Source organism: Serpentinimonas sp. SMBJO2, assembly GCF_056341105.1.
The window spans coordinates 43,683-63,452 of record NZ_CP150628.1; the positions used below are offsets into that span (position 1 = coordinate 43,683).

Consider the following 19,770-nt stretch of genomic DNA (forward strand, 5'->3'; position numbering starts at 1 on the left):
CGATGAGCTCACTCGCACGCCTGCCGGCGGCGCAAGTCGCCGCCCTCTCCGCAAGCTACCGCGCCCAGCAGGCGGCCAAAGCCCGCTCGACCGCTTGGGGCCTGCTGATCTTGCTGCTGCTGGTGCTGACCGCCGGTTACGTGGCTGAAGTCGATTTGGCCAAGCTCTGGGCCAATCTCGGTCATCTGACCAGCTATTTTTACCGTATCTTTCATTTGGCCAACGGTGAACTGGTGTTCACCGATGTGGCCGAATGGTTCTGGGGCTGGCCACGCTGGCTGGACTTGCTCTGGGACACGCTGTTGATCGCCTACCTCGGCACCCTGTTTGGCGCCATCGCAGCCTTCTTCTTGTGCTTTGCCGCCACCGCCAACTTGGCGATCAACCCCTCGCAGCGCTTTTTCACGCGGCGCCTGCTTGAGTTCTGCCGCACGGTGCCCGACCTGGTGTTTGCGCTCATTTTCGTCGTGGCCTTTGGGCTCGGCCCACTGCCCGGCGTGCTGGCGATCATGATCTCGACCACCGGCGCGCTCGGCAAGCTGTTTGCCGAGGTGGTGGAAAACATCGACATGCAACCGGTGGAAGGCGCGATCGCCACCGGCGCGACGCGCTGGCAGGCCATCCGTTACGCCGTCGTGCCGCAGGTGCTATCCAACTTTGCCAGCTACGCCCTGCTGCGCTTCGAGATCAACGTGCGCGGCGCCTCGGTCATGGGCTTTGTGGGCGCGGGCGGGATCGGGCAAGACCTGCTCGAGGCCATTCGCGGTTTTCACTACCCCGACGTCTCGGCCATCCTGCTGCTGATCGTCCTCACGGTGGTGTCGATCGACCTGGTATCGGAGCGCATCCGCCACCGCCTGATTTCGCTGGAGCACGGGAAATGAAGCTGTCGCAAAATTTGCACCTTAGCCCATTGATGCGGCAGCGCCACGCGGCGCTGATCGCGGGCTCGGGGCGTGAGAAATGGATCACGGCGCTGGTGCTCAGCGCCATGGCCGGACTGGCTTTGTTTGCGCTGCTGCGCCTCGACGTCTCGCTCTCCCAACTGGGCGCCGGCTTGGTGCAGCTCGGCACCTTTTTGAGTCTGATGGTGCCCCCCTCGCCCGGCACGCAACTCAACAGCCTGCTCGAGGCGCTGGCCGAAACCGTGGCCATCGCCTTCTTGGGCACTTTGCTGGCGGCGCTGATCTCTTTCCCGCTCGGATTCCTGGCCGCGCGCAACACCACCGTCAACGCCTTCGTGCGCTGGCTCACGCGCCGCTCGGCCGACACGATCCGCGGCGTGGACACGCTGATCTGGGCGTTGATCTGGATCAACGTCGTCGGACTGGGCCCCTTTGCCGGCGTGCTGGCCATCATGACCAGCGACATCGGTTCGTTCACCAAGCTCTACTCGGAGGCGATCGAAGCCGTCGAGCGCAAGGCCAGCGAAGGCGTGCTGTCCAGCGGCGGTTCGCGGCTGCACGCGTTGCGCTTTGGCATCGTGCCCCAGGTGCTGCCGGTGTTGATCAGCCAAGTTTTGTATTTCTTCGAATCCAACACCCGCTCGGCCACCATCATCGGCATCGTCGGCGCTGGCGGCATCGGCCTGTTTTTGGCCGAGCGCATCCGCACCTTTGAGTGGGATCAGGTGGCTTTCATCGTCCTGATGATCTTGCTCACCGTGGCGCTGATCGACTGGGTTTCGACCCGCCTGCGCATCGCTTTGGTCGGCAAGCGCAACCTCACGTTGTGAGCGCAGCTGCCGCAGCCCGAGCAAATTGGGCAGCGGCACCCGCCTCTGAGCGCAGCCCGCCTTGCCCAAAACAAAAAACCCTGCAAGCCATTAAGCCCACAGGGTTGATTGAGGTTTTGGTTGCGGAGGCAAGATTTGAACTTGCGACCTTTGGGTTATGAGCCCAACGAGCTACCAGGCTGCTCCACTCCGCGTCAAGACATGTATTCTAGCACGCTTACTGCGTTTTGTCGGCAGAAGCTTGTTCTTCTTTGGTGGTTTCTGCATCGCCGCGATCGACCAGCTCGATCAGGGCCATCGGGGCGTTGTCGCCGACGCGATACCCGGTTTTGAGGATGCGCGTGTAGCCACCCGGACGGGCGTTGAAGCGCGGGCCGAGCACGTCGAACAGCTTAACCACCACGTCGCGGTCGCGCAGGCGGTCAAAAGCCAAGCGGCGGTTGGCCACCGTCGGCACTTTGGCCAAGGTGATCATGGGCTCGACCACGCGGCGCAGCTCTTTGGCCTTGGGCAAGGTGGTTTGAATCGCTTCGTGCGTGAGCAGCGAGTTCATCATGTTGCGCAGCATGGCCAGCCGGTGGCTGGTGGTGCGGTTGAGTTTGCGAAGTCCGTGTCCGTGACGCATGGTGGTTTCCTTTGTGGTTTGCCCGCAGCCGGATCAGGTACTGCGAGGGGTCAGGGGCGTTGAGGGTGAGGGTTAAGCAGTGGGTTCAGTGCTTGTCCAGCCCAGCGGGCGGCCAGCTCTCCAGCTTCATGCCCAGCGTCAAGCCGCGCGAAGCCAGCACTTCCTTGATTTCGTTGAGCGACTTGCGGCCCAGGTTGGGGGTCTTGAGCAGCTCGTTTTCGGTGCGCTGGATCAGGTCACCGATGTAGTAGATGTTTTCGGCCTTGAGGCAGTTGGCCGAGCGCACCGTGAGCTCGAGCTCATCGACCGGGCGCAGCAAAATCGGGTCAAACTGCTGCGAAGCGCGGCTGGGCGAGGCGCCAAAGTCGGACGATTCGTCGCGGGCCAACTGGGCAAACACCGCCAGCTGCTCGACCAGAATCTTGGCCGCGGCGCGCACCGCTTCCTCGGGTGCCACGGCACCGTTGGTTTCGATGTCCAGCACCAGCTTGTCGAGGTCGGTGCGCTGCTCGACGCGGGCGTTTTCCACCGCGTAACTGACGCGCTTGACCGGCGAAAAAGAGGCATCGAGCAAAATTCGGCCGATCGAGCGCGTGCTGTCCTCGCCGCGGCGCAGGTTGCCGGGCACGTAGCCGCGGCCCTTCTCGACCTTGATCTGCATGTCGAGCTTGGTGCCCGCGCTCAGGGTGGCGATGGGGTGCTGCGGATTCAGGATTTCCACGTCGTGCGGGGTCTGGATGTCGCCCGCTGTGACCAGGCCTTCGACCTCTTTGCGCAGGCTCAAGGTGACTTCGTCGCGGCCGTGGAGCTTGAACACCACGCCTTTGAGGTTGAGCAGCATGTCAACAGTGTCTTCTTGCACGCCGTCGATCGAAGAAAACTCATGCAACACACCCGAGATGGTGACCTCGGTGGGAGCGTGGCCGACCATCGAAGCCAACAACACCCGGCGCAGCGCGTTGCCCAGCGTGTGGCCATAGCCGCGCTCAAAGGGCTCGAGCGTGACTTCGGCGTGGTTGGGGCCGAGGTGCTCGACTTGAATGTTCTTGGGTTTCAGGAGATTGTTAAGCATTCGGACTTCCTTCAATACCCTCGGCTCGTTACACCGATAAGGCTGCTGGAGTACAAAATCCCGAACGCCAGCTGAATGCGGCGCTCGGGCTCGGATATGGTTTCAAACCACAGATTAGCGCGAATACAGTTCGACGATCAGCGATTCGTTGATGTCGGCGGCGAACTCGTCGCGATCCGGCACTTTCTTGAAGGTGCCCTCGGCCTTTTCGACCGCGACCTCAACCCAGGCCGGGAAACCGATCTGCTTGGCGAGCTCCAGCGCCTCTTTGACGCGGTTCTGGTTGCGCGATTTTTCGCGCACCGACACCACGTCGCCCGATTTGACCAGTGCCGACGGGATGTTGCAGCTCTGGCCGTTGACCAGCACCGCCTTGTGCGAGACCAGCTGGCGCGCTTCGGCGCGGGTGGAGGCAAAGCCCATGCGAAACACCACGTTGTCGAGGCGCGATTCGAGCAGGCCGAGCAGGTTGGTGCCGGTGTTGCCACGGCGGCGGTCGGCTTCGGCGAAGTAGCGCCGGAACTGGCGCTCGAGCACACCGTACATGCGCTTGACTTTTTGCTTTTCGCGCAGTTGCAAGCCGTAGTCGGAGGTGCGCTGCCCCGAGGTGCGGCCGTGCTGGCCGGGCTTGGAGTCGAACTTGGCCTTGTCGCTGATCGAGCGCCGCGCGCTCTTGAGCAACAGATCGGTGCCTTCACGGCGGGAGAGTTTGGCCTTGGGGCCGAGGTAACGTGCCACTTGATGTTCCTTGATCTATCTGCCGCCCCGGCCTTGCAGACTGGAGCGGGAGCCGCGCCCTATAGGGAGACGGCGGTGGGCTTGAAACGAAAATGCCACCGCAAAGGGTTTTGCAGTGGCCCAAACAAAGAGCCGCAGATTATAGCAATGCCACAGACTCCAGGTCAAGCGCAATCGCTTGCGACCGCGCTCAGATGCGGCGGCGCTTTTGCGGACGGCAGCCGTTGTGCGGCACCGGGGTCACGTCGGCTATCGAGTTGATGCGGATCCCCAGGGCGCCCAAGGCGCGCACCGAGGATTCGCGACCTGGGCCCGGGCCCTTGATTTCGACGTCGAGGTTCTTGATGCCTTGCTCGATGGCCGCACGGCCAGCCACTTCGGACGCCACCTGGGCTGCGAATGGGGTCGATTTGCGCGAGCCCTTGAAACCCTGACCACCCGACGATGCCCACGACAACGAGTTGCCTTGGCGGTCGGTGATGTTGATGATGGTGTTGTTGAAGGAAGCGTGCACGTGCGCGATGCCGTCGGAGATGTTCTTGCGAACTTTTTTGCGCACGCGGGCGGCGGCGTTGGAGGCTTGGGGCTTGGCCATAGCGAGTGTCCTTGTGGGCGGTTATTTCTTCAGCGACTGGGCCGCCTTGCGCGGGCCCTTGCGGGTGCGGGCGTTGGTCTTGGTGCGCTGGCCGCGCACAGGCAGGCCGCGCCGATGGCGGAAACCGCGATAGCAGCCGATGTCCATCAGGCGCTTGATGTTCATCGTGGTTTCGCGGCGCAGATCGCCCTCGATGGTCAGGGTGTTGACCGCTTCACGCACCTTTTCCAGTTCGGCGTCGGAAAGCTCCTTGATCTTTTTCGAGTATGCGATGCCACAGGCCTCGCAAATCTGCCGCGCGCGGGTGCGCCCGATGCCAAAGATCGCCGTCAGGCCGATTTCGGCGTGCTTGTGCGGCGGAATGTTGATACCAGCGATACGTGCCATGATGGTCCTCTAATCGAATCAGCCTTGACGCTGCTTGTGCCGTGGGTCGGTGCAGATGACCCGCACCACGCCATGACGACGAATGATCTTGCAGTTGCGGCACATTTTTTTGACCGAAGCCGAAACTCTCATGTCTTACTCCTGAACGAAATTCTAGAAAAACTATTTGCTGCGGAACACGATCCGCGCCCGTGTGAGGTCGTAGGGCGTGAGCTCCACCTTGACCTTGTCGCCGGGCAGGATGCGGATGTAGTGCATGCGCATCTTGCCGGAAATGTGCCCGAGCACGACGTGGCCGTTTTCAAGCTTGACGCGGAAGGTGGCGTTGGGCAAATTCTCCACCACCTCGCCCTGCATCTCGATGACATCGTCTTTGGACATATCAGACCCCGGGGGCGCCCTTGAAACTGGATTTCTTGAGCAAGGACTCGTACTGCTCGGACATCATGTAATTTTGCACCTGGGTCCAGAAGTCCATGGTCACAATCACGATGATCAGCAGCGAGGTGCCACCAAAGTAGAACGGTACGTTGTAATACAGGATCAGGAATTCGGGCAGCAGACACACCGCCGTGATGTAGAGCGCGCCCACCAGCGTCAGGCGGCCCAGGATCTTGTCGATGTGGCGCGCGGTCTGGTCCCCCGGACGGATGCCCGGGATGAAGGCGCCGCTCTTCTTCAGGTTGTCTGCGGTCTCGCGGCTGTTGAATACCAGCGCGGTGTAGAAGAAACAAAAGAAGATGATCGCCGCCGCATAGAGCGCAATGTAGATCGGCTGCCCGGGCGAGAGCGCGGCCGCCATGTCGCGCAACCAGTTCATGCCCTGATCGGCGCTGACCCAAGTCACCAGCGTGGCCGGCAGCAGGATGATGGACGAAGCGAAGATGGGCGGAATCACGCCGGCCATGTTGAGCTTGAGCGGCAGGTGCGAGGACTGGCCGCCATAGACCTTGTTGCCCACCTGGCGCCGGGCGTAATTGACCAGCACTTTGCGCTGCCCACGCTCCACGTAGACCACGAAGTAGGTCACAGCCACCACCAGCAACAGAATGAAGATGGCCGACAGAATGCCCATCGCGCCGGTGCGCACCAGCTCGGTCAGCCCGCCCATGGCACTCGGCAAACCGGCCACGATGCCGGCAAAGATCAGCATCGAAATGCCGTTGCCGACGCCGCGCTCGGTGATCTGCTCGCCCAGCCACATCAGGAACATGGTGCCAGCCACCAAGCTCACCACCGCCGTGAAGCGAAAGGCGAACCCAGGATCGACCACCATGCCCGGCATGCCCTCGAGAGCGAGCGCAATGCCAAAGGACTGGAAAATCGCCAGCGCCAGCGTGCTGTAGCGCGTGTACTGCGTGATCTTGCGCTTGCCGGCCTCGCCTTCTTTGCGCAGCGCGATCAGCGACGGCACCACGTAGGTGAGCAGCTGGATGATGATCGCGGCCGAGATGTAGGGCATGATGCCCAAGGCAAAGACGGCAAAGCGCTGCAGCGAGCCACCCGTGAACATGTTGAACAGGTTCAGGATGTTGCCCGCCTGGCCTTGGAACAACTGCGCCAGTTGGTCTGGATCGATGCCCGGCACAGGGATGTGCGCCCCGATGCGGTAGACGATCAGCGCGCCCAGCAAAAAGAACAGCCGCCGACGCAAATCGGCGTACTTTCCGGTTCGGGCTAGGGAGGCAGCGTTGGTGGCCACAGGTGTAGATTCCCGCGCTTAAAGCTTCAAGCCGCGACCGAGCCGCCAGCGGCTTCGATGGCTGCCTTGGCACCAGCGGTGGCGCCGATTTGGTTCAACTGCACCGCCAGCGACAGCTGACCGGTGTTGATGACCTTGACTTTGCGCGCCAGCTCGGGCACCAGACCGGCTTGCTTGAGCAGCAGCAGATCGACTTGTGCCGCGCCCAGCACCTGCAGGTCGTCGAGCGTGACTTCGGCGTTGAACTTCAGGGTGGTGGATTTGAAGCCGCGCTTGGGCAGGCGGCGTTGCAGCGGCATCTGGCCGCCTTCAAAGCCGACCTTGTGGTAGCCGCCGGAGCGCGATTTTTGGCCTTTGTGGCCACGACCGGCGGTTTTGCCCAAGCCGGAGCCGATGCCCCGACCGACACGGCGCCGAGCCGATTTGGAGCCCGCAGCGGGCTTGAGGGTGTTGAGTTCCATAGTCGAAATCCGTTCAGATCACTTGCAGCAGGTAGCTGATCTTGTTGATCATGCCACGCACCGCCGGGGTGTCTTGCAACACGCTGACGCTGTTGAGCTTGCGCAGGCCCAGCCCGCGCACGGTGGCGCGGTGGTCGGCACGGCAGCCGATCGGGCTGCGCACCAGCTTGATGGTGAGGGTGGAGGCGGTAGTCATGCGGAATCCCTTTTAGGCCAGAATTTCTTCGACCGATTTGCCGCGCTTGGCCGCCACTTCGTAGGGCGTCATGGAGCGGCGCAGCGCGTCCAGCGTGGCGCGCACCAAGTTGTAGGGGTTGGTCGAGCCGTGGCTTTTGGCCACGACGTCGGTCACGCCCAGCACCTCGCAGACGGCGCGCATCGGGCCGCCGGCGATGATGCCGGTACCCTTGTTGGCCGGCAGCATCATGACGCTGGAAGCGCCGTGGCGGCCGTGCACCGCGTGGTGCAGGGTGCCGTTCTTGATCGCCACCTTGAACAGGTTGCGGCGCGCTTCGTCCATGGCTTTTTGCACCGACACCGGCACTTCGCGCGCCTTGCCTTTGCCCATGCCGACGCGGCCGTCGCCGTCACCGACCACAGTCAGGGCGGCAAAGCTCATGATGCGCCCGCCTTTGACCACTTTGGTGACGCGGTTGACCGCGATCATCTTTTCGCGCAGGCCATCGTCGTTGGCCTCGCTCTTTACATTCGCAAGCATCTTTGCCATTTGAGCATCCCCAATCAGAATTGCAGGCCGGCGGCACGCGCGGCTTCTGCAAGGGCTTTGACACGACCGTGGTAGGCAAAACCGGAACGGTCAAAAGCCACCTTCTCGATCCCGGCGGCCTTGGCCTTGGCGGCGATGCGCTGGCCGACCAGTTCGGCCGCCGCCCTGTTGCCACCGTTGCCGTTGGCCGCAGCGATCTGGGCGCGCACTTCGGCTTCCAGCGTCGAGGCCGAGACCAGCACGCGCGCACCGTCTTCGGAGATGACGTTGGCGTAGATGTGCAGGTTGCTGCGGTTCACACTCAGGCGCAGTGCGCCTTGCTGGGCGATGCGAATGCGGGTCTGGCGGGCACGGCGCAAACGCTGTTCTTTTTTCGTCAACATGTTCGCTGTCCTTATTTTTTCTTGGTCTCTTTGATGACGACCTTCTCACCGACGTAGCGGATGCCCTTGCCTTTATAAGGCTCGGGCGGGCGCACGGCGCGAATTTCGGCGGCAATCTGGCCCACGCGCTGGCGGTCGGCGCCCTTGAGCACGATTTCGGTCGCGGCCGGAGTGGTCACGCTCACGCCTTCGGGCATTACGAAATCGACCGGGTGCGAATAGCCCACGGCGAGGTTGAGCTTGTTGCCGCTGGCGCTGGCTTTGTAGCCCACGCCCACCAGCGAGAGCTTCTTCTCGAAGCCCTTGCTCACGCCCTGCACCATGTTGTTGACCAACTGGCGCATGGTGCCGCACAGGGCCTTGGCCTGCGCGCTGTCGCCCACGGCAGCAAAGGTCAGGCGGCCATCGGCATGCTGCACCTGCACTTGGGCATTGGGGGCCAGCGCCAGCGCGCCCAGCGCGCCCTTGACGCGGATGGCGTCGGGCTGCAGCGCCACTTCGACCCCGGCCGGAATGGCGATCGGTGTTTTACCTACACGAGACATCTCAGATACTCCTTCGTTCTCGCATCAGGCGACGTAACACAACACTTCACCACCGACACCGGCGGCGCGCGCCTTGCGATCGGTCATCACGCCTTGCGGTGTGGTGACGATGGCCACGCCCAAGCCGTTCATGACTTGGGGGATCGACTTGGAACCCTTATAGACGCGCAGACCGGGGCGGCTGACGCGCTCGATGCGCTCGATCACCGGGCGCCCGGCGTAGTATTTGAGGCCGATGACGAGCTCGTTCTTGCCGTCTTGGCTCTTGACTTGGAAGCCGTCGATGTAGCCCTCGTCCTTGAGCACCTGGGCAATGGCGGCCTTGACTTTGGAAGCCGGCATGGCGACGGTGGGTTTTTCCACCATCTGCGCATTGCGGATGCGGGTCAGCATATCGGCGATGGGATCACTCATGCTCATAATGTTTACTCCTTCGCGCCTTACCAGCTGGCTTTGGTGATGCCGGGGATTTCGCCGGCAAAGGCCATTTCACGCACTTTCATGCGCCCCAGACCGAACTGCTTAAAGGTGCCACGGGCACGGCCGGTGATTTCGCAGCGGTTGCGCTGGCGCGTCGGGTTGGCGTTGCGCGGCAGTTTTTGCAGCGCCAGACGGGCGGCGTCGCGCTCTTCGTCGCTGCGCTTGGCGTCTTTGGCGGTTGCCTTCAATTCGTTGTACTTTTTGGCAAACTTGGCGACCAGTTGGTCGCGCTTGAGTTCACGCTGGAGCAAAGCTTGTTTGGCCACGCTGCACCTCAGTTCTTGAACGGGAAACGGAAACCAGACAGCAGCGCCTTGCACTCGGCGTCGTTCTTGGCGGTGGTGGTGATGCTGATGTTCAGCCCACGCAAGGCATCGACCTTGTCGTATTCGATCTCGGGGAAAATGATCTGCTCTTTGACGCCGATGTTGTAGTTGCCACGGCCATCGAAGGCCTTGCCCGAGATGCCGCGAAAGTCGCGCACCCGCGGCAGCGCCACGGTGACGAAGCGATCGAGGAACTCGTACATGCGCGCCCCGCGCAGCGTGACCATGCAGCCGATCGGCTGGCCTTCGCGGATTTTGAAACCGGCGATGGCCTTGCGGGCACGGGTAACCACCGGTTTTTGACCGGCGATCTTGCTCAGGTCGCCGACGGCGTTTTCCAGCACTTTTTTGTCGGCCACGGCCTCACCCACCCCCATGTTGAGGGTGATTTTGGTGATGCGCGGCACCTGCATCACAGACTCGAAGCCAAACTGCTCTTTGAGCGCCGGGGCCACTTTGTCGCGGTAAATTTGTTGAAAGCGTGTCATGCTCATGCCACCTTGATTTCAGCGCCGTTGGATTTGAAGACGCGCACTTTGCTGCCGTCTTCGAGCACCTTGATGCCCACGCGGTCGGCCTTGCCGCTGGCCGGGTTGAAGATTGCCACGTTGGACTGATGGATCGACATCGTCTTGGCGATGATGCCGCCGGTGACACCCTTCATCGGGTTGGGCTTGGCGTGCTTCTTGACGATGTTGACGCCCTCGACCAGCAGGCGCGTCTCGTCGGCGCGCTGCGTGACCTTGCCGCGCTTGCCTTTGTCACGGCCGGCGATGACGATGACTTCGTCGCCTTTGCGAATTTTGTTCATTGCGAGACCTCTTACAGAACTTCCGGGGCCAGCGAAACGATCTTCATGAACTTCTCGGTGCGCAGTTCGCGCGTCACCGGTCCAAAGATGCGGGTACCGATGGGCTCGAGCTTGGCGTTGAGCAGCACGGCGGCGTTGCCGTCAAACTTGATCAAAGCCCCGTCTGGGCGGCGCAAGCCTTTGGCGGTGCGCACCACCACGGCGTTGTAGATTTCGCCTTTTTTGACGCGCCCACGCGGCGCGGCTTCTTTGATGCTGACTTTGATGACGTCGCCCACACTGGCGTAACGGCGCTTGGAGCCACCGAGCACCTTGATGCACATCACGGACTTGGCACCCGTGTTGTCGGCAACATCGAGTCGAGATTGCGTTTGAATCATTTTGTTTAAGTCCCAACTTGAATCCCGAAGGCCCCAGCGGCCTGCAGCGATCAGTCTTGGGCCCGTCGTTGCAGCCGCCCGAAACACATTCAGGGCGCCCGCTTCGCTGGGCAAGTAGTCTCCACCTCATTTGGTGAAGCCGCGCATTGTCGCACACTAGTTTGATCGGGTCAAGCGCTGTTTGTGCGCCCGGCGCGATCAGTTGAGCCGGTAGCGTTGCGCAAGCGCCACAAAGGCGGGCAAACCGGGGTCGGTGTGCGCTGCGCCCGCGCGCTGCAGCTCGTCTTGCACGATCGCGGCCACTGCCGCGGCCATGCCTTCGGCGGCGGCGGCGTCGAGGAACAGCGCGCGCCAGCGCCGCGCCAGCACGTCTTCGACCGTCAGCGCCCACTCGTGGCGCACGGCGTAGCGCACCATGGCCTCGGTCAGGCCCATGCCCAGCGCTCGCTCGGCACCGGGCAGGGCCTGCACCGCCGCTGCTTGGTCGCCGTAGAGGTGCAAGCCCGGCGCCTGGTGCAGCGCTGGGTGCGTAAGTGCGGCATTTGCTCCTGCGGCCTCATTCGCATCCGCATGGGCTTGCGCGTTTGCTTCGCCAGCCCCAAATAAAGGGGTCAATGGATGGTCCAAGGCCGGGCGCGGCGCCAACAACCCGGCCGCCACCCCGTGCGCCAGCACCTCGCTGGCCATGGCGCGGTAGGTGGTCCACTTGCCCCCTGTGACCGTCACCAGCCCAGCGGGATCGACCACGATGCGGTGCTCGCGCGACAGCGCTTGGGTGCTCCCCCCTGCTGCGGGCGCCGCCACCAGCGGCCGCAAGCCCACCCAGACGCTGCGCACGTCGGCGCGGCGCACCGGCCGCGCCAGCGCCTGCGACGCCTCGCGCAAGATGAACTCGATTTCGGCCTCGAACGGCTCGGGTTCGCGCGGCAGGTCGGTGCGCGGCGTGTCGGTGCTGCCCAACACCAGCGCCCCCAGCCACGGCACCGCAAACAGCACCCGGCCATCGGCGGTGCGCGGCACCAGCAGGGCCTGCTGCCCGGGCAGAAAATCGCGCGCCACCACCAGATGCACCCCCTGGCTGGGCTGCACCAGCGGCGACGCTTCGGGTTGCACGCCCTGGCGCAGCTGGTCCACCCAGACCCCGGTGGCGTTGACGACGCAACGCGCCTGCAACTGCAACCGCTGGCCCCCGTGGCGGTCGAGCGCCTGCACCCGCAGCACGCGGCCACCCTGAACATCGGCGCCCGCTTCAATGCCCTGCACCTGCACGCAATTGAGCAACAGCGCCCCAGCCGCCTCGGCGCTGCGCGCCACAGCCAGCGCCAGCCGCGCGTCCTCGAACTGGGCGTCCCAGTACTGGATGCCGCCGCGCAAGCCCAGCGCCTGCACCCCCGGCAGCGCGGCTTGGGTCTGCTCGCGCCCCAGCCACCGGGTGGGCCCTAGGCCTGCGCGGCCGGCCAACCAATCGTAGAGCTTGAGCCCGACCCCATAAAAAGGCGCTTGCCAAGGCTGGTAGCAGGGCATCACGAAAGGCAGCGGCTGCGCCAGATGCGGGGCAATCTTGAGTACTGCTTGGCGCTCGGCCAGCGCCTCGCGCACCAAGGCCAGATTACCCTGCGCCAAGTAGCGCACCCCGCCGTGCAGCAGCTTGGTGGAACGCGACGAGGTGCCGCTGGCGAAGTCGTGCGACTCCAGCAGCGCCACCCGCCAGCCGCGCTGCGCCGCCTCCAGCGCCACGCCCAAACCGGTGGCACCGCCGCCGACGACGAGCAGATCCCACACCGGGGCGCGCTGCAAATGCTCTAGGGACTGCTGACGGTTCATGGGGGCTGGGTCAGGGATTGGCAAAGGCTTGTTGCGGGACGGGGCGAGGCCGGCTGGGAGCCGCAACCGCAATCCGGTAAGTGTCGGGGGGTGCTGTTACAGTCGTAAAAAGACGCGCTTGAAGGCGCTCGCCTGCCTGCATGAGGGGCCCAAAACGGGCATAGACCCATTGAGTAAACAGGCCGCCATCGTACCCCACCTCGCTACTGGATTTTGTGACACATCGGTGCAAGCCACCCCGCAGCCCACCCTTTTGAGAGGAGACCAACCGATGGCCTTTATGCTGGCCCTAGACCAAGGCACCACCAGTTCGCGCAGCATCGTGTTCGACGCCCAAGGCCAAGTGCGGGCGCAGGCGCAGCAGGAAATCCGCCAACACTACCCGCAACCCGGCTGGGTCGAGCATTGCCCGCACGAGATCTGGGCCACGCAACTGGCCTGCGCCCGCCAGGCCTTAACAAGCGCCGGGCTGCGCGCCCAGGCCCTTGCCGCCATCGGCATCACCAATCAGCGCGAAACCACGCTGCTGTGGGAGCGGCGCAGCGGCGCACCGCTGGGGCGCGCCATCGTCTGGCAGGACCGGCGCACCAGCAGCGCCTGCGCCGCGCTGCGCGAGGCCGGGCACGAGCCGTGGGTGCAGGGCAAAACCGGGCTGCGCCTGGACCCCTATTTTTCTGCCAGCAAGATCGCTTGGCTGCTCGATCACACCCCTGGTGCACGCGCGCGCGCCGAGCGCGGCGAGCTGGCTTTTGGCACCATCGACTCGTGGCTGTTGTGGCAGCTCAGCGGCGGCACGCTGCACGCCACCGACTGCAGCAACGCTGCGCGCACGCTGCTGCTGAATCTGCAGACGCGCGACTGGGACGATGAGCTGCTGGCGCTGTTCCAGATTCCGCGCGCCCTGCTGCCCGAGGTGCGGCCGTCGAGCGCCGACTATGGCCACAGCCAAGCCGAATGGCTGGGGGCCCCGGTGCGCATCGGCGGCGTGGCGGGCGATCAGCAGAGCGCCCTGTTTGGCCAAGCCTGCTTGCGCCCCGGCATGGCCAAAAACACCTACGGCACCGGTTGCTTCCTACTCATGCACACCGGCGAGCGGTTCCAGCACAGCCAGCACGGACTGATCAGCACGGCGGCGGCGCAGGTGGCGCACGCGCCGCCCCAGTACGCGCTCGAAGGCAGCGTGTTCGTCGGCGGCGCGGTGGTGCAATGGCTGCGCGACGGCCTGCGCGCCATCGACTCCAGCAGCGAGGTGCAGGCCCTGGCCCAGAGCGTGCCCGACGCCGGCGGCGTGCTGTTCGTCCCCGCCTTCACCGGCTTGGGGGCGCCCTACTGGCAGCCCGAGGCGCGCGGCTGCATCAGCGGCCTGACGCGCGGCAGCACGCTGGCGCACATCGCCCGCGCGGCGCTCGAGAGCATCGCGTTTCAGAGCGCCGCCTTGCTGCAAGCCATGAGCCGCGACGCGGTGGCGGCGGGCGGGGTGCCGGTAAGCGAGCTGCGCGTCGATGGCGGGGCCTGCGTCAACGATTTGCTGATGCAGATGCAGGCCGACCTGCTGGGCATCCCGGTGCTGCGCCCGGCGGTGACCGAGACCACCGCCCTCGGGGCCGCATGGCTGGCCGGCCTGCAAGCCGGCGTCTATGGCGGGTTGGAGGACCTGACGCGGCTGTGGCGCTGCGAGCGCACTTTTGTGCCCACCCTCGGGCGCGACGCGGCGGCCGAGAAAATGGCGCGCTGGGAGCACGCGGTGCGCCAGACCGTGGCGCCGTGATCCCATGCGCGACAATGGCGGCATGAACAGCCCCACCAGCCCTTACCACGCTTCAAACCTCTTGCAGCAGCCCCGCATCGCCTTCATCGGCGGCGGCAACATGGCCAGCGCCATCGTCGGCGGCCTGCTGCAGCAAGGCTACCCGGCGCAGGCGCTGCACATCGTCGAGCCCGTGGCCGAGCAACGCAGCCGGCTGGCGCAGCAGTTCCCCGGCGTGGCGCTGCACCCGGCAGCCGACAGCGCCCTGGTCGATGCCGCGCTGGTGCTGTGGGCAGTCAAGCCGCAGGTCTTCAAGCAGGCGGCGCTGGAATGCGCGCCGCACCTGAGCGCCAGCGCGCTGCACCTGAGCGTGGCCGCTGGCATCCGCAGCGACAGCATGGTGCGCTGGCTCGGCAGCGAGCGCATCGTGCGCGCCATGCCCAACACCCCGGCCCTGGTCGGCCTAGGGATGACCGGGCTGTACGCCCGCCCGGCCGTGAGCAGCGCCGAGCGCGAGCAGGTGCAGGCGCTGCTGGCGGGCACCGGGCGCACGCTTTGGCTGGCGCAAGAGTCGGACCTAGACGCCGTGACCGCGCTGTCCGGCTCTGGCCCGGCCTACGTGTTTTATTTTCTGGAAGCCATGCGCCGCGCCGGCACCGAACTGGGCCTGACGCCGCAAGCCGCCACCGAACTGGCCATCGGCACCTTTGCCGGGGCGGCGCAACTGGCTCAGCGCAGCAGCGAACCGCCCGAGGTGCTGCGCCAGCGCGTGACCTCCAAAGGCGGCACCACCCACGCCGCCCTCAGCGCCATGGAAGCGGCGCAGATTTCCGACGCCTTCGTGGCGGCGATCGCGGCCGCGCACCGGCGGGCGCGCGAAATGGGCGCCGAGTTCGGCGATTAACAGGCGGGGCTCCGCCCCCCTAGACCCTGTGCGCGGCCCTGTGGCCTGTGCACGGACCTCTGCGCGCTGCGTTGCACGCTGCGTTGCGGCCGGGCGCAGTGTCTGGGGCTTTAGCCGCGCAGCGCCAACTCCAGCGCCAGCCCTACAAACAGGGTGCAACCGATCCAGTGGTTGAGCCTGAAGGCGCGAAAGCATCCTTCGCGGCTGCGCGCGCGGATCAGCCACAGATGCCAGCCCACCTGCGCCAGCGCCAGCGCCAGCCCCAAGCCAAACCAGAGCCCGCCCACCTGCGGCCACAGCAGCGCGCCCCACAGCAGCAGGTGCAGCAGGTAAAAAGCCGCCACCGCCGCCACGTCGAAGCGCCCGAGCGTGATGGCCGAAGTTTTGATGCCGATACGCAAGTCGTCGTCGCGGTCCACCATCGCGTACTCGGTGTCGTAGGCCAGCACCCAGAACAGGTTGGCCAGCAGCAGCGCCCAGGCCAAAGCCGGCACGCTGCCTTGCGCCGCCGCGTAGGCGATCGGGATGCCGAAGCTGAACGCCACTCCAAGCACCGCCTGCGGCATGGCAAAAAAGCGCTTGGCGTAGGGGTAGGCGATGGCGATCAGCAACGCCGGCACCGACCACGCCACCGCCGCCGCCGTGGTCGTGAGCACCAACAAAAAGGCCGCAAAAGCCAAGCACGCCCCCAACAGCAGCGCCTCGCGCGGCTGCACGCGCCCGCTGGTCACGGGCCGCTGCGCGGTGCGCTGCACGTGGCGGTCGTATTGGCGGTCGGCCACGTCGTTTGCGCAACAGCCGGCGCTGCGCATCAAAATGGTGCCCAGCACGAACACCGCCAGCAGGTGCCAGCCCGGCCAGCCGTCGGCGGCCAGCCACAGCGCCGACAAGCTCGGCCACAGCAGCAGCAACCAGCCGGCCGGGCGGTCCCAGCGGATCAGGTCCAAGTACAGCGCCAGCCGGTCCGGCGCGTCCGAGGCGGCGGCGCTCATGGGGTCAGGCGCTGCACCCCGGGCAAGGCACAGGCGTAAATGGCGTTGCGCAAGGCGGCGATGGCCTCGTAGCGGGTGAAGCTGCGCCGCCAAGCCAGCACCACGCGCCGGCGCGGCGGCTCACCGGCAAAGGGCAGGTAGCGCACGTAGGGTGCCCCATCGGCCGGCAGCGGCGCCCCGTTTTGCGCCTCCAGCACGGCGGCGGGCACGCTCAGGCGCGGCACCAGCGTGATGCCCATGCCCGCGGCCACCATGTGCTTGATGGTCTCGAGCGACGAGCCCTCGAAGCTGCGCCGGATGCCCTCGGCGTTGCTGGCGTAGCGCGCAAACTCGGGGCAGACTTCGAGCACGTGGTCGCGAAAACAGTGCCCGGCCCCCAGCAGCAGCATGGTCTCTTGCTTGAGCTGCTCAGCGCTCACGCTGCGCTGCTGCGCCAGCGGGTGCTGCACCGGCAACGCCACCCAAAACGGCTCGTCGTACAGCGGCGCAATGGCCAGATTGGTGTCGGGGAAAGGCTCGGCCAAAATGGCGGCGTCGAGTTCGCCGATGCGCAGCTGCTCCAGCAGCTTGACGGTGAGGTTTTCTTGCAGCAGCAGCGGCATTTGCGGCGTGCGCTCGATCACGCGCCGCACCAGCTCGGGCAGCAGATAGGGCCCGATGGTGTAGATCACACCCAGACGCAGCGGGCCGCTGAGCGGGTCTTGGCCGCGCCGGGCGATTTCTTTGATGCGTGCCGCCTGCTCGAGCACCACCTGCGCTTGGCGCACGACCTCGACCCCCAGCGGCGTGGTGCTCACTTCGCTGGCGCTGCGCTCAAACAGCTTGAGGTCGAGCTCTTCTTCGAGCTTTTTGATGGCCACGCTCAGCGTCGGCTGCGAGACGAAGCAGGCCTCGGCGGCGCGGCCGAAGTGGCGCTCACGCGCCACCGCAACGATGTATTTGAGTTCGGTCAGGGTCATGGTAAGGGGGCCAGTTGTCCTCTCAGTGGCGCCCGGCCGCCCGAAGCCACTGAAGCGCCCCCTTGGGGGGCAGCGAGCGCAGCGAGCGTGGGGGCAGTTTCACTTCAGGCCTTGAGAAAGTCCGATTTTGCCCCCAACCAGCGCTCGATGTGGCGCTGCGCCGCTTGCGGCTGCTCGGCCAGCAGGCGCGGCGCCCACGCCCGCGCCCAGTCGAGCAGGTGCGCGTCGTGCTCGAGGTCGGCAAAGCGCAGCATCGGCGCCCCGGACTGGCGTGCGCCCAAAAACTCACCCGGCCCACGGATCTCGAGGTCGCGCCGGGCGATCTCGAAGCCGTCGGCTGTCTCGAGCATGGCGCGCAAGCGCGCACGCGCGGCCTCGCCCAAGCGGCCGTTTTCACCCGGCTCGTAGAGCAGCACGCAGACCGAGGCCGCCTGCCCGCGCCCGACGCGGCCGCGCAACTGGTGCAACTGGCTCAGCCCAAAGCGCTCGGCGTGTTCGATCACCATCAGCGTGGCGTTGGGCACATCGACCCCGACCTCGACCACCGTGGTGCTCACCAGCACCCCGATCTGGCCGGCACAGAAGCGCGCCATCACCTCTTTTTTTTCGGCCAGCGGCAGGCGCGCGTGCAGCAGCCCGACTTGCACCGGCGCGCCGGTGGGGCCACTGCAGCCCTCGAGCGCGGCGGCGAGTTCGAGCGCCGTGCTTTGGGCGTTGCGCAAATCGATCGCTTCGCTGTCTTCGATCAAGGGGCAGACCCAGTAGGCTTGGCGGCCTTGCGCCAGCTGCGCGCGCAGCCGCGACAGCAGCTCGTCGCGCCGGCTGGCGCTGAGCAGCTTGGTCAGGATCGGGCTGCGGCCGGGGGGCAGCTCGTCGAGGCTGGAAATGTCGAGGTCGGCGTAGTGGCTCATGGCCAGCGTGCGCGGGATCGGGGTCGCGCTCATCATCAGCAGGTGCGGCTCCACGCCCTCGCGCGCGCTGCGCAGGGCCAGCCGCTGCGCCACGCCAAAGCGGTGCTGCTCGTCGATCAGCGCCAAACCCAGCCGCGCAAACTGCACCTGCTCGCCGATCACCGCATGGGTGCCCACGACCAGCGCGGCGCGGCCGTCTTGGATGCCTGCCAGGGCCTGCGTGCGCTGGCCCTTGTTTTGGCTGCCGGTCAACCAGGCGATGTGCCGCCCTTGGGCCTGCAGCAACGGCTGCAGCCAGTCGATCAGCTTGCCAAAGTGCTGCTCGGCCAAAATTTCGGTCGGCGCCATGAGGGCGCACTGCCAACCGGCGTCGATGGCGCGCGCCGCTGCCAGCGCCGCCACCACCGTTTTGCCGCTGCCCACATCGCCTTGCAGCAGCCGGTGCATGGGGGTGCGCCGCTGCAGGTCGGCGTCGATCTCGGCGCCCACCCGGCGCTGGGCCGCCGTGAGCGCAAAGGGCAGGCGCGCCAGCAGCTGCGCGTGCAAACCGCCCGCCAAAGGGGCCATCTCGGGGGCGCAGCGCGCCGCCCGCAGCTGGCGCGCCTGCCACTGCGCCAGTTGCTGCGCCAGCAGCTCCTCGGCCTTGAGGCGCTGCCAGGCCGGGTGGCTGCGGTCTTCGAGGCTGGCCAGCGCCACCTCGGGCGGCGGCTGGTGCAGCCCGAGCAGGGCCGCACGCAGGCCGCCCCCTGCCAGCCCCGGGCAGTCGGCCCAAGCCTGCGGTGGCACGGTCTCGCTCAAGTCGGCGCGCTCCAGCGCGCTGGCGATGGCGCGGCGCAAATACGCTTGCGGCAAGCCAGCGCTGGCCGGATAGACCGGCGTCAGGCTGCGCGGCAACTCGCCCTCGGCGCGCTGCCACTGCGGGTGCAAGAGCGTGGGGCCAAACAGGCCGTGGCGCAGCTCGCCCCGGGCGCGGATGCGCGTACCCGGCGCGAGCGCCTTGTGCTGCGCGCCGCTGAAGTGGAAAAACAACAGGGTGCAGCAACCGCTGCCGTCGTCGAGCAGCACCTGCAACTGCCGCCGGCCGCCGCTGCGCACCTCGGCGCTGCGCACCGTGCCCTCGAGCTGCAGCGTCTGCCCCGGCTGCGCCTGGGCCAAGGGGGTGATGCGGGTCTGGTCTTCGTAGCGCAGCGGCAGGTGCAGCGCCAGGTCGATCGGGCGCAGCAAGCCGAGCTTGCGCAGCGCCTTTTGTGGCCCGCTCAGGGTGGCGGCGCGTGGGGCGGGATCAGTCACCCTTTGGCCACCTTTGGGCCGCCCCGTGCCCACCCTTGCGCCGCCATCGAGCCCGCACTCCGGGCGCCTCAGAGGCTGGGAGGCAATTGAGCGTGCCCGAAAGGGCGCTCATGAGCGCCGCCGGCAAGGCGCAAAGCACAGCCGTAGCTCGAGCTACGGCGCGCATTTGCAACGCC

The 19,770-nt window shown here is 65.9% G+C and carries 26 protein-coding genes and 1 tRNA gene; 4 read left to right on the plus strand and 23 right to left on the minus strand.

The features are described 5' to 3' along the window. The first annotated feature begins 2 nt into the window (after positions 1-2). Both phnE (AAAZ40_RS00215) and phnE (AAAZ40_RS00220) read left to right on the plus strand, forming a co-directional pair. A complete protein-coding gene (phnE, locus tag AAAZ40_RS00215; RefSeq protein WP_476660639.1) occupies positions 3-884 on the plus strand; it encodes a phosphonate ABC transporter, permease protein PhnE in 882 nt (293 codons plus the stop codon). 32 nt (positions 885-916) lie between these two features. After that, complete coding sequence (gene phnE, locus AAAZ40_RS00220; RefSeq protein WP_476660640.1) at positions 917-1,735, plus strand: phosphonate ABC transporter, permease protein PhnE; 819 nt, start codon at positions 917-919, stop codon at positions 1,733-1,735. Between the two features lie 117 nt (positions 1,736-1,852). Here phnE (AAAZ40_RS00220) and AAAZ40_RS00225 read toward each other — a convergent pair. The 20 genes from AAAZ40_RS00225 to AAAZ40_RS00320 all read right to left on the minus strand — a co-directional run bounded on the left by AAAZ40_RS00225 (position 1,853) and on the right by AAAZ40_RS00320 (position 12,791). Then, positions 1,853-1,929, minus strand: a tRNA-Met gene (locus AAAZ40_RS00225). A 23-nt stretch (positions 1,930-1,952) separates the two neighbouring features. After that, positions 1,953-2,360, minus strand: a complete 408-nt coding sequence (gene rplQ, locus AAAZ40_RS00230; RefSeq protein ID WP_045534224.1) for a 50S ribosomal protein L17 — start codon at positions 2,358-2,360, stop codon at positions 1,953-1,955. A gap of 85 nt (positions 2,361-2,445) precedes the next feature. Continuing rightward, complete coding sequence (locus AAAZ40_RS00235) at positions 2,446-3,432, minus strand: DNA-directed RNA polymerase subunit alpha (protein ID WP_476660641.1); 987 nt, start codon at positions 3,430-3,432, stop codon at positions 2,446-2,448. A 114-nt stretch (positions 3,433-3,546) separates the two neighbouring features. Further along, positions 3,547-4,170, minus strand: coding sequence for a 30S ribosomal protein S4 (gene rpsD, locus AAAZ40_RS00240; protein WP_476660642.1), 624 nt, complete (start codon positions 4,168-4,170; stop codon positions 3,547-3,549). A gap of 190 nt (positions 4,171-4,360) precedes the next feature. Beyond that, on the minus strand, positions 4,361-4,765 hold the full coding sequence (gene rpsK / locus AAAZ40_RS00245; protein ID WP_045534211.1) for a 30S ribosomal protein S11: 405 nt from the start codon (positions 4,763-4,765) through the stop codon (positions 4,361-4,363). A 21-nt stretch (positions 4,766-4,786) separates the two neighbouring features. Beyond that, positions 4,787-5,152, minus strand: coding sequence for a 30S ribosomal protein S13 (rpsM, locus tag AAAZ40_RS00250; RefSeq protein WP_476660643.1), 366 nt, complete (start codon positions 5,150-5,152; stop codon positions 4,787-4,789). Positions 5,153-5,170: 18 nt separating this feature from the next. Then, positions 5,171-5,284 carry a 50S ribosomal protein L36 gene (rpmJ, locus tag AAAZ40_RS00255; protein ID WP_072242940.1) on the minus strand — a complete coding sequence of 38 codons (114 nt, stop codon included), beginning with the start codon at positions 5,282-5,284 and terminating at the stop codon, positions 5,171-5,173. Positions 5,285-5,314: 30 nt separating this feature from the next. Next, a complete protein-coding gene (infA, locus tag AAAZ40_RS00260; RefSeq protein ID WP_029461331.1) occupies positions 5,315-5,533 on the minus strand; it encodes a translation initiation factor IF-1 in 219 nt (72 codons plus the stop codon). A 1-nt stretch (position 5,534) separates the two neighbouring features. Further along, positions 5,535-6,854 carry a preprotein translocase subunit SecY gene (gene secY / locus AAAZ40_RS00265; RefSeq protein ID WP_476660644.1) on the minus strand — a complete coding sequence of 440 codons (1,320 nt, stop codon included), beginning with the start codon at positions 6,852-6,854 and terminating at the stop codon, positions 5,535-5,537. A gap of 26 nt (positions 6,855-6,880) precedes the next feature. Continuing rightward, positions 6,881-7,315, minus strand: a complete 435-nt coding sequence (rplO, locus tag AAAZ40_RS00270) for a 50S ribosomal protein L15 (protein WP_045534202.1) — start codon at positions 7,313-7,315, stop codon at positions 6,881-6,883. A 13-nt stretch (positions 7,316-7,328) separates the two neighbouring features. Beyond that, positions 7,329-7,511, minus strand: a complete 183-nt coding sequence (rpmD, locus tag AAAZ40_RS00275) for a 50S ribosomal protein L30 (protein WP_045534200.1) — start codon at positions 7,509-7,511, stop codon at positions 7,329-7,331. 12 nt (positions 7,512-7,523) lie between these two features. Further along, on the minus strand, positions 7,524-8,042 hold the full coding sequence (gene rpsE / locus AAAZ40_RS00280) for a 30S ribosomal protein S5 (protein WP_045534198.1): 519 nt from the start codon (positions 8,040-8,042) through the stop codon (positions 7,524-7,526). 14 nt (positions 8,043-8,056) lie between these two features. Further along, positions 8,057-8,425, minus strand: a complete 369-nt coding sequence (rplR, locus tag AAAZ40_RS00285; RefSeq protein WP_045534196.1) for a 50S ribosomal protein L18 — start codon at positions 8,423-8,425, stop codon at positions 8,057-8,059. An 11-nt stretch (positions 8,426-8,436) separates the two neighbouring features. Next, positions 8,437-8,970: a 50S ribosomal protein L6 gene (gene rplF, locus AAAZ40_RS00290; protein WP_476463908.1), complete on the minus strand. Its 534-nt coding sequence runs from the start codon at positions 8,968-8,970 to the stop codon at positions 8,437-8,439. Between the two features lie 24 nt (positions 8,971-8,994). Continuing rightward, positions 8,995-9,390, minus strand: a complete 396-nt coding sequence (gene rpsH, locus AAAZ40_RS00295; RefSeq protein WP_045534193.1) for a 30S ribosomal protein S8 — start codon at positions 9,388-9,390, stop codon at positions 8,995-8,997. Positions 9,391-9,410: 20 nt separating this feature from the next. Then, positions 9,411-9,716 carry a 30S ribosomal protein S14 gene (gene rpsN, locus AAAZ40_RS00300; protein WP_045534191.1) on the minus strand — a complete coding sequence of 102 codons (306 nt, stop codon included), beginning with the start codon at positions 9,714-9,716 and terminating at the stop codon, positions 9,411-9,413. Between the two features lie 8 nt (positions 9,717-9,724). Further along, positions 9,725-10,264, minus strand: coding sequence for a 50S ribosomal protein L5 (gene rplE / locus AAAZ40_RS00305; RefSeq protein WP_045534189.1), 540 nt, complete (start codon positions 10,262-10,264; stop codon positions 9,725-9,727). A 2-nt stretch (positions 10,265-10,266) separates the two neighbouring features. Continuing rightward, positions 10,267-10,587 carry a 50S ribosomal protein L24 gene (rplX, locus tag AAAZ40_RS00310; RefSeq protein ID WP_045534184.1) on the minus strand — a complete coding sequence of 107 codons (321 nt, stop codon included), beginning with the start codon at positions 10,585-10,587 and terminating at the stop codon, positions 10,267-10,269. Between the two features lie 11 nt (positions 10,588-10,598). Then, the gene (gene rplN, locus AAAZ40_RS00315; protein WP_029461320.1) at positions 10,599-10,967 is read right to left on the minus strand and encodes a 50S ribosomal protein L14; all 369 of its coding nucleotides are present in this window, start codon (positions 10,965-10,967) and stop codon (positions 10,599-10,601) included. Between the two features lie 198 nt (positions 10,968-11,165). Then, entirely contained in the window at positions 11,166-12,791 is a 1,626-nt protein-coding gene (locus AAAZ40_RS00320; protein WP_476660645.1) for a glycerol-3-phosphate dehydrogenase/oxidase, read from the minus strand. A 271-nt stretch (positions 12,792-13,062) separates the two neighbouring features. On the opposite strand from AAAZ40_RS00320, the gene glpK reads away from it, so the two are divergent. Beyond that, the gene (gene glpK, locus AAAZ40_RS00325) at positions 13,063-14,559 is read left to right on the plus strand and encodes a glycerol kinase GlpK (RefSeq protein ID WP_476660646.1); all 1,497 of its coding nucleotides are present in this window, start codon (positions 13,063-13,065) and stop codon (positions 14,557-14,559) included. A gap of 22 nt (positions 14,560-14,581) precedes the next feature. Continuing rightward, positions 14,582-15,442, plus strand: a complete 861-nt coding sequence (proC, locus tag AAAZ40_RS00330; RefSeq protein WP_045537265.1) for a pyrroline-5-carboxylate reductase — start codon at positions 14,582-14,584, stop codon at positions 15,440-15,442. 110 nt (positions 15,443-15,552) lie between these two features. On the opposite strand, the gene ubiA is transcribed toward proC, so the two are convergent. From ubiA to recG, 3 genes are all read right to left on the minus strand, one after another. After that, a complete protein-coding gene (gene ubiA, locus AAAZ40_RS00335; RefSeq protein ID WP_476660647.1) occupies positions 15,553-16,434 on the minus strand; it encodes a 4-hydroxybenzoate octaprenyltransferase in 882 nt (293 codons plus the stop codon). Next, positions 16,431-17,393 (minus strand): LysR substrate-binding domain-containing protein, encoded by a 963-nt coding sequence (locus AAAZ40_RS00340; RefSeq protein WP_476660648.1) that lies wholly within the window; start codon positions 17,391-17,393, stop codon positions 16,431-16,433. Before AAAZ40_RS00340 ends, ubiA begins: the two co-directional genes overlap by 4 nt. Positions 17,394-17,497: 104 nt before the next feature. Then, positions 17,498-19,594, minus strand: coding sequence for an ATP-dependent DNA helicase RecG (recG, locus tag AAAZ40_RS00345; RefSeq protein WP_476660649.1), 2,097 nt, complete (start codon positions 19,592-19,594; stop codon positions 17,498-17,500). Positions 19,595-19,770: the final 176 nt, after the last annotated feature.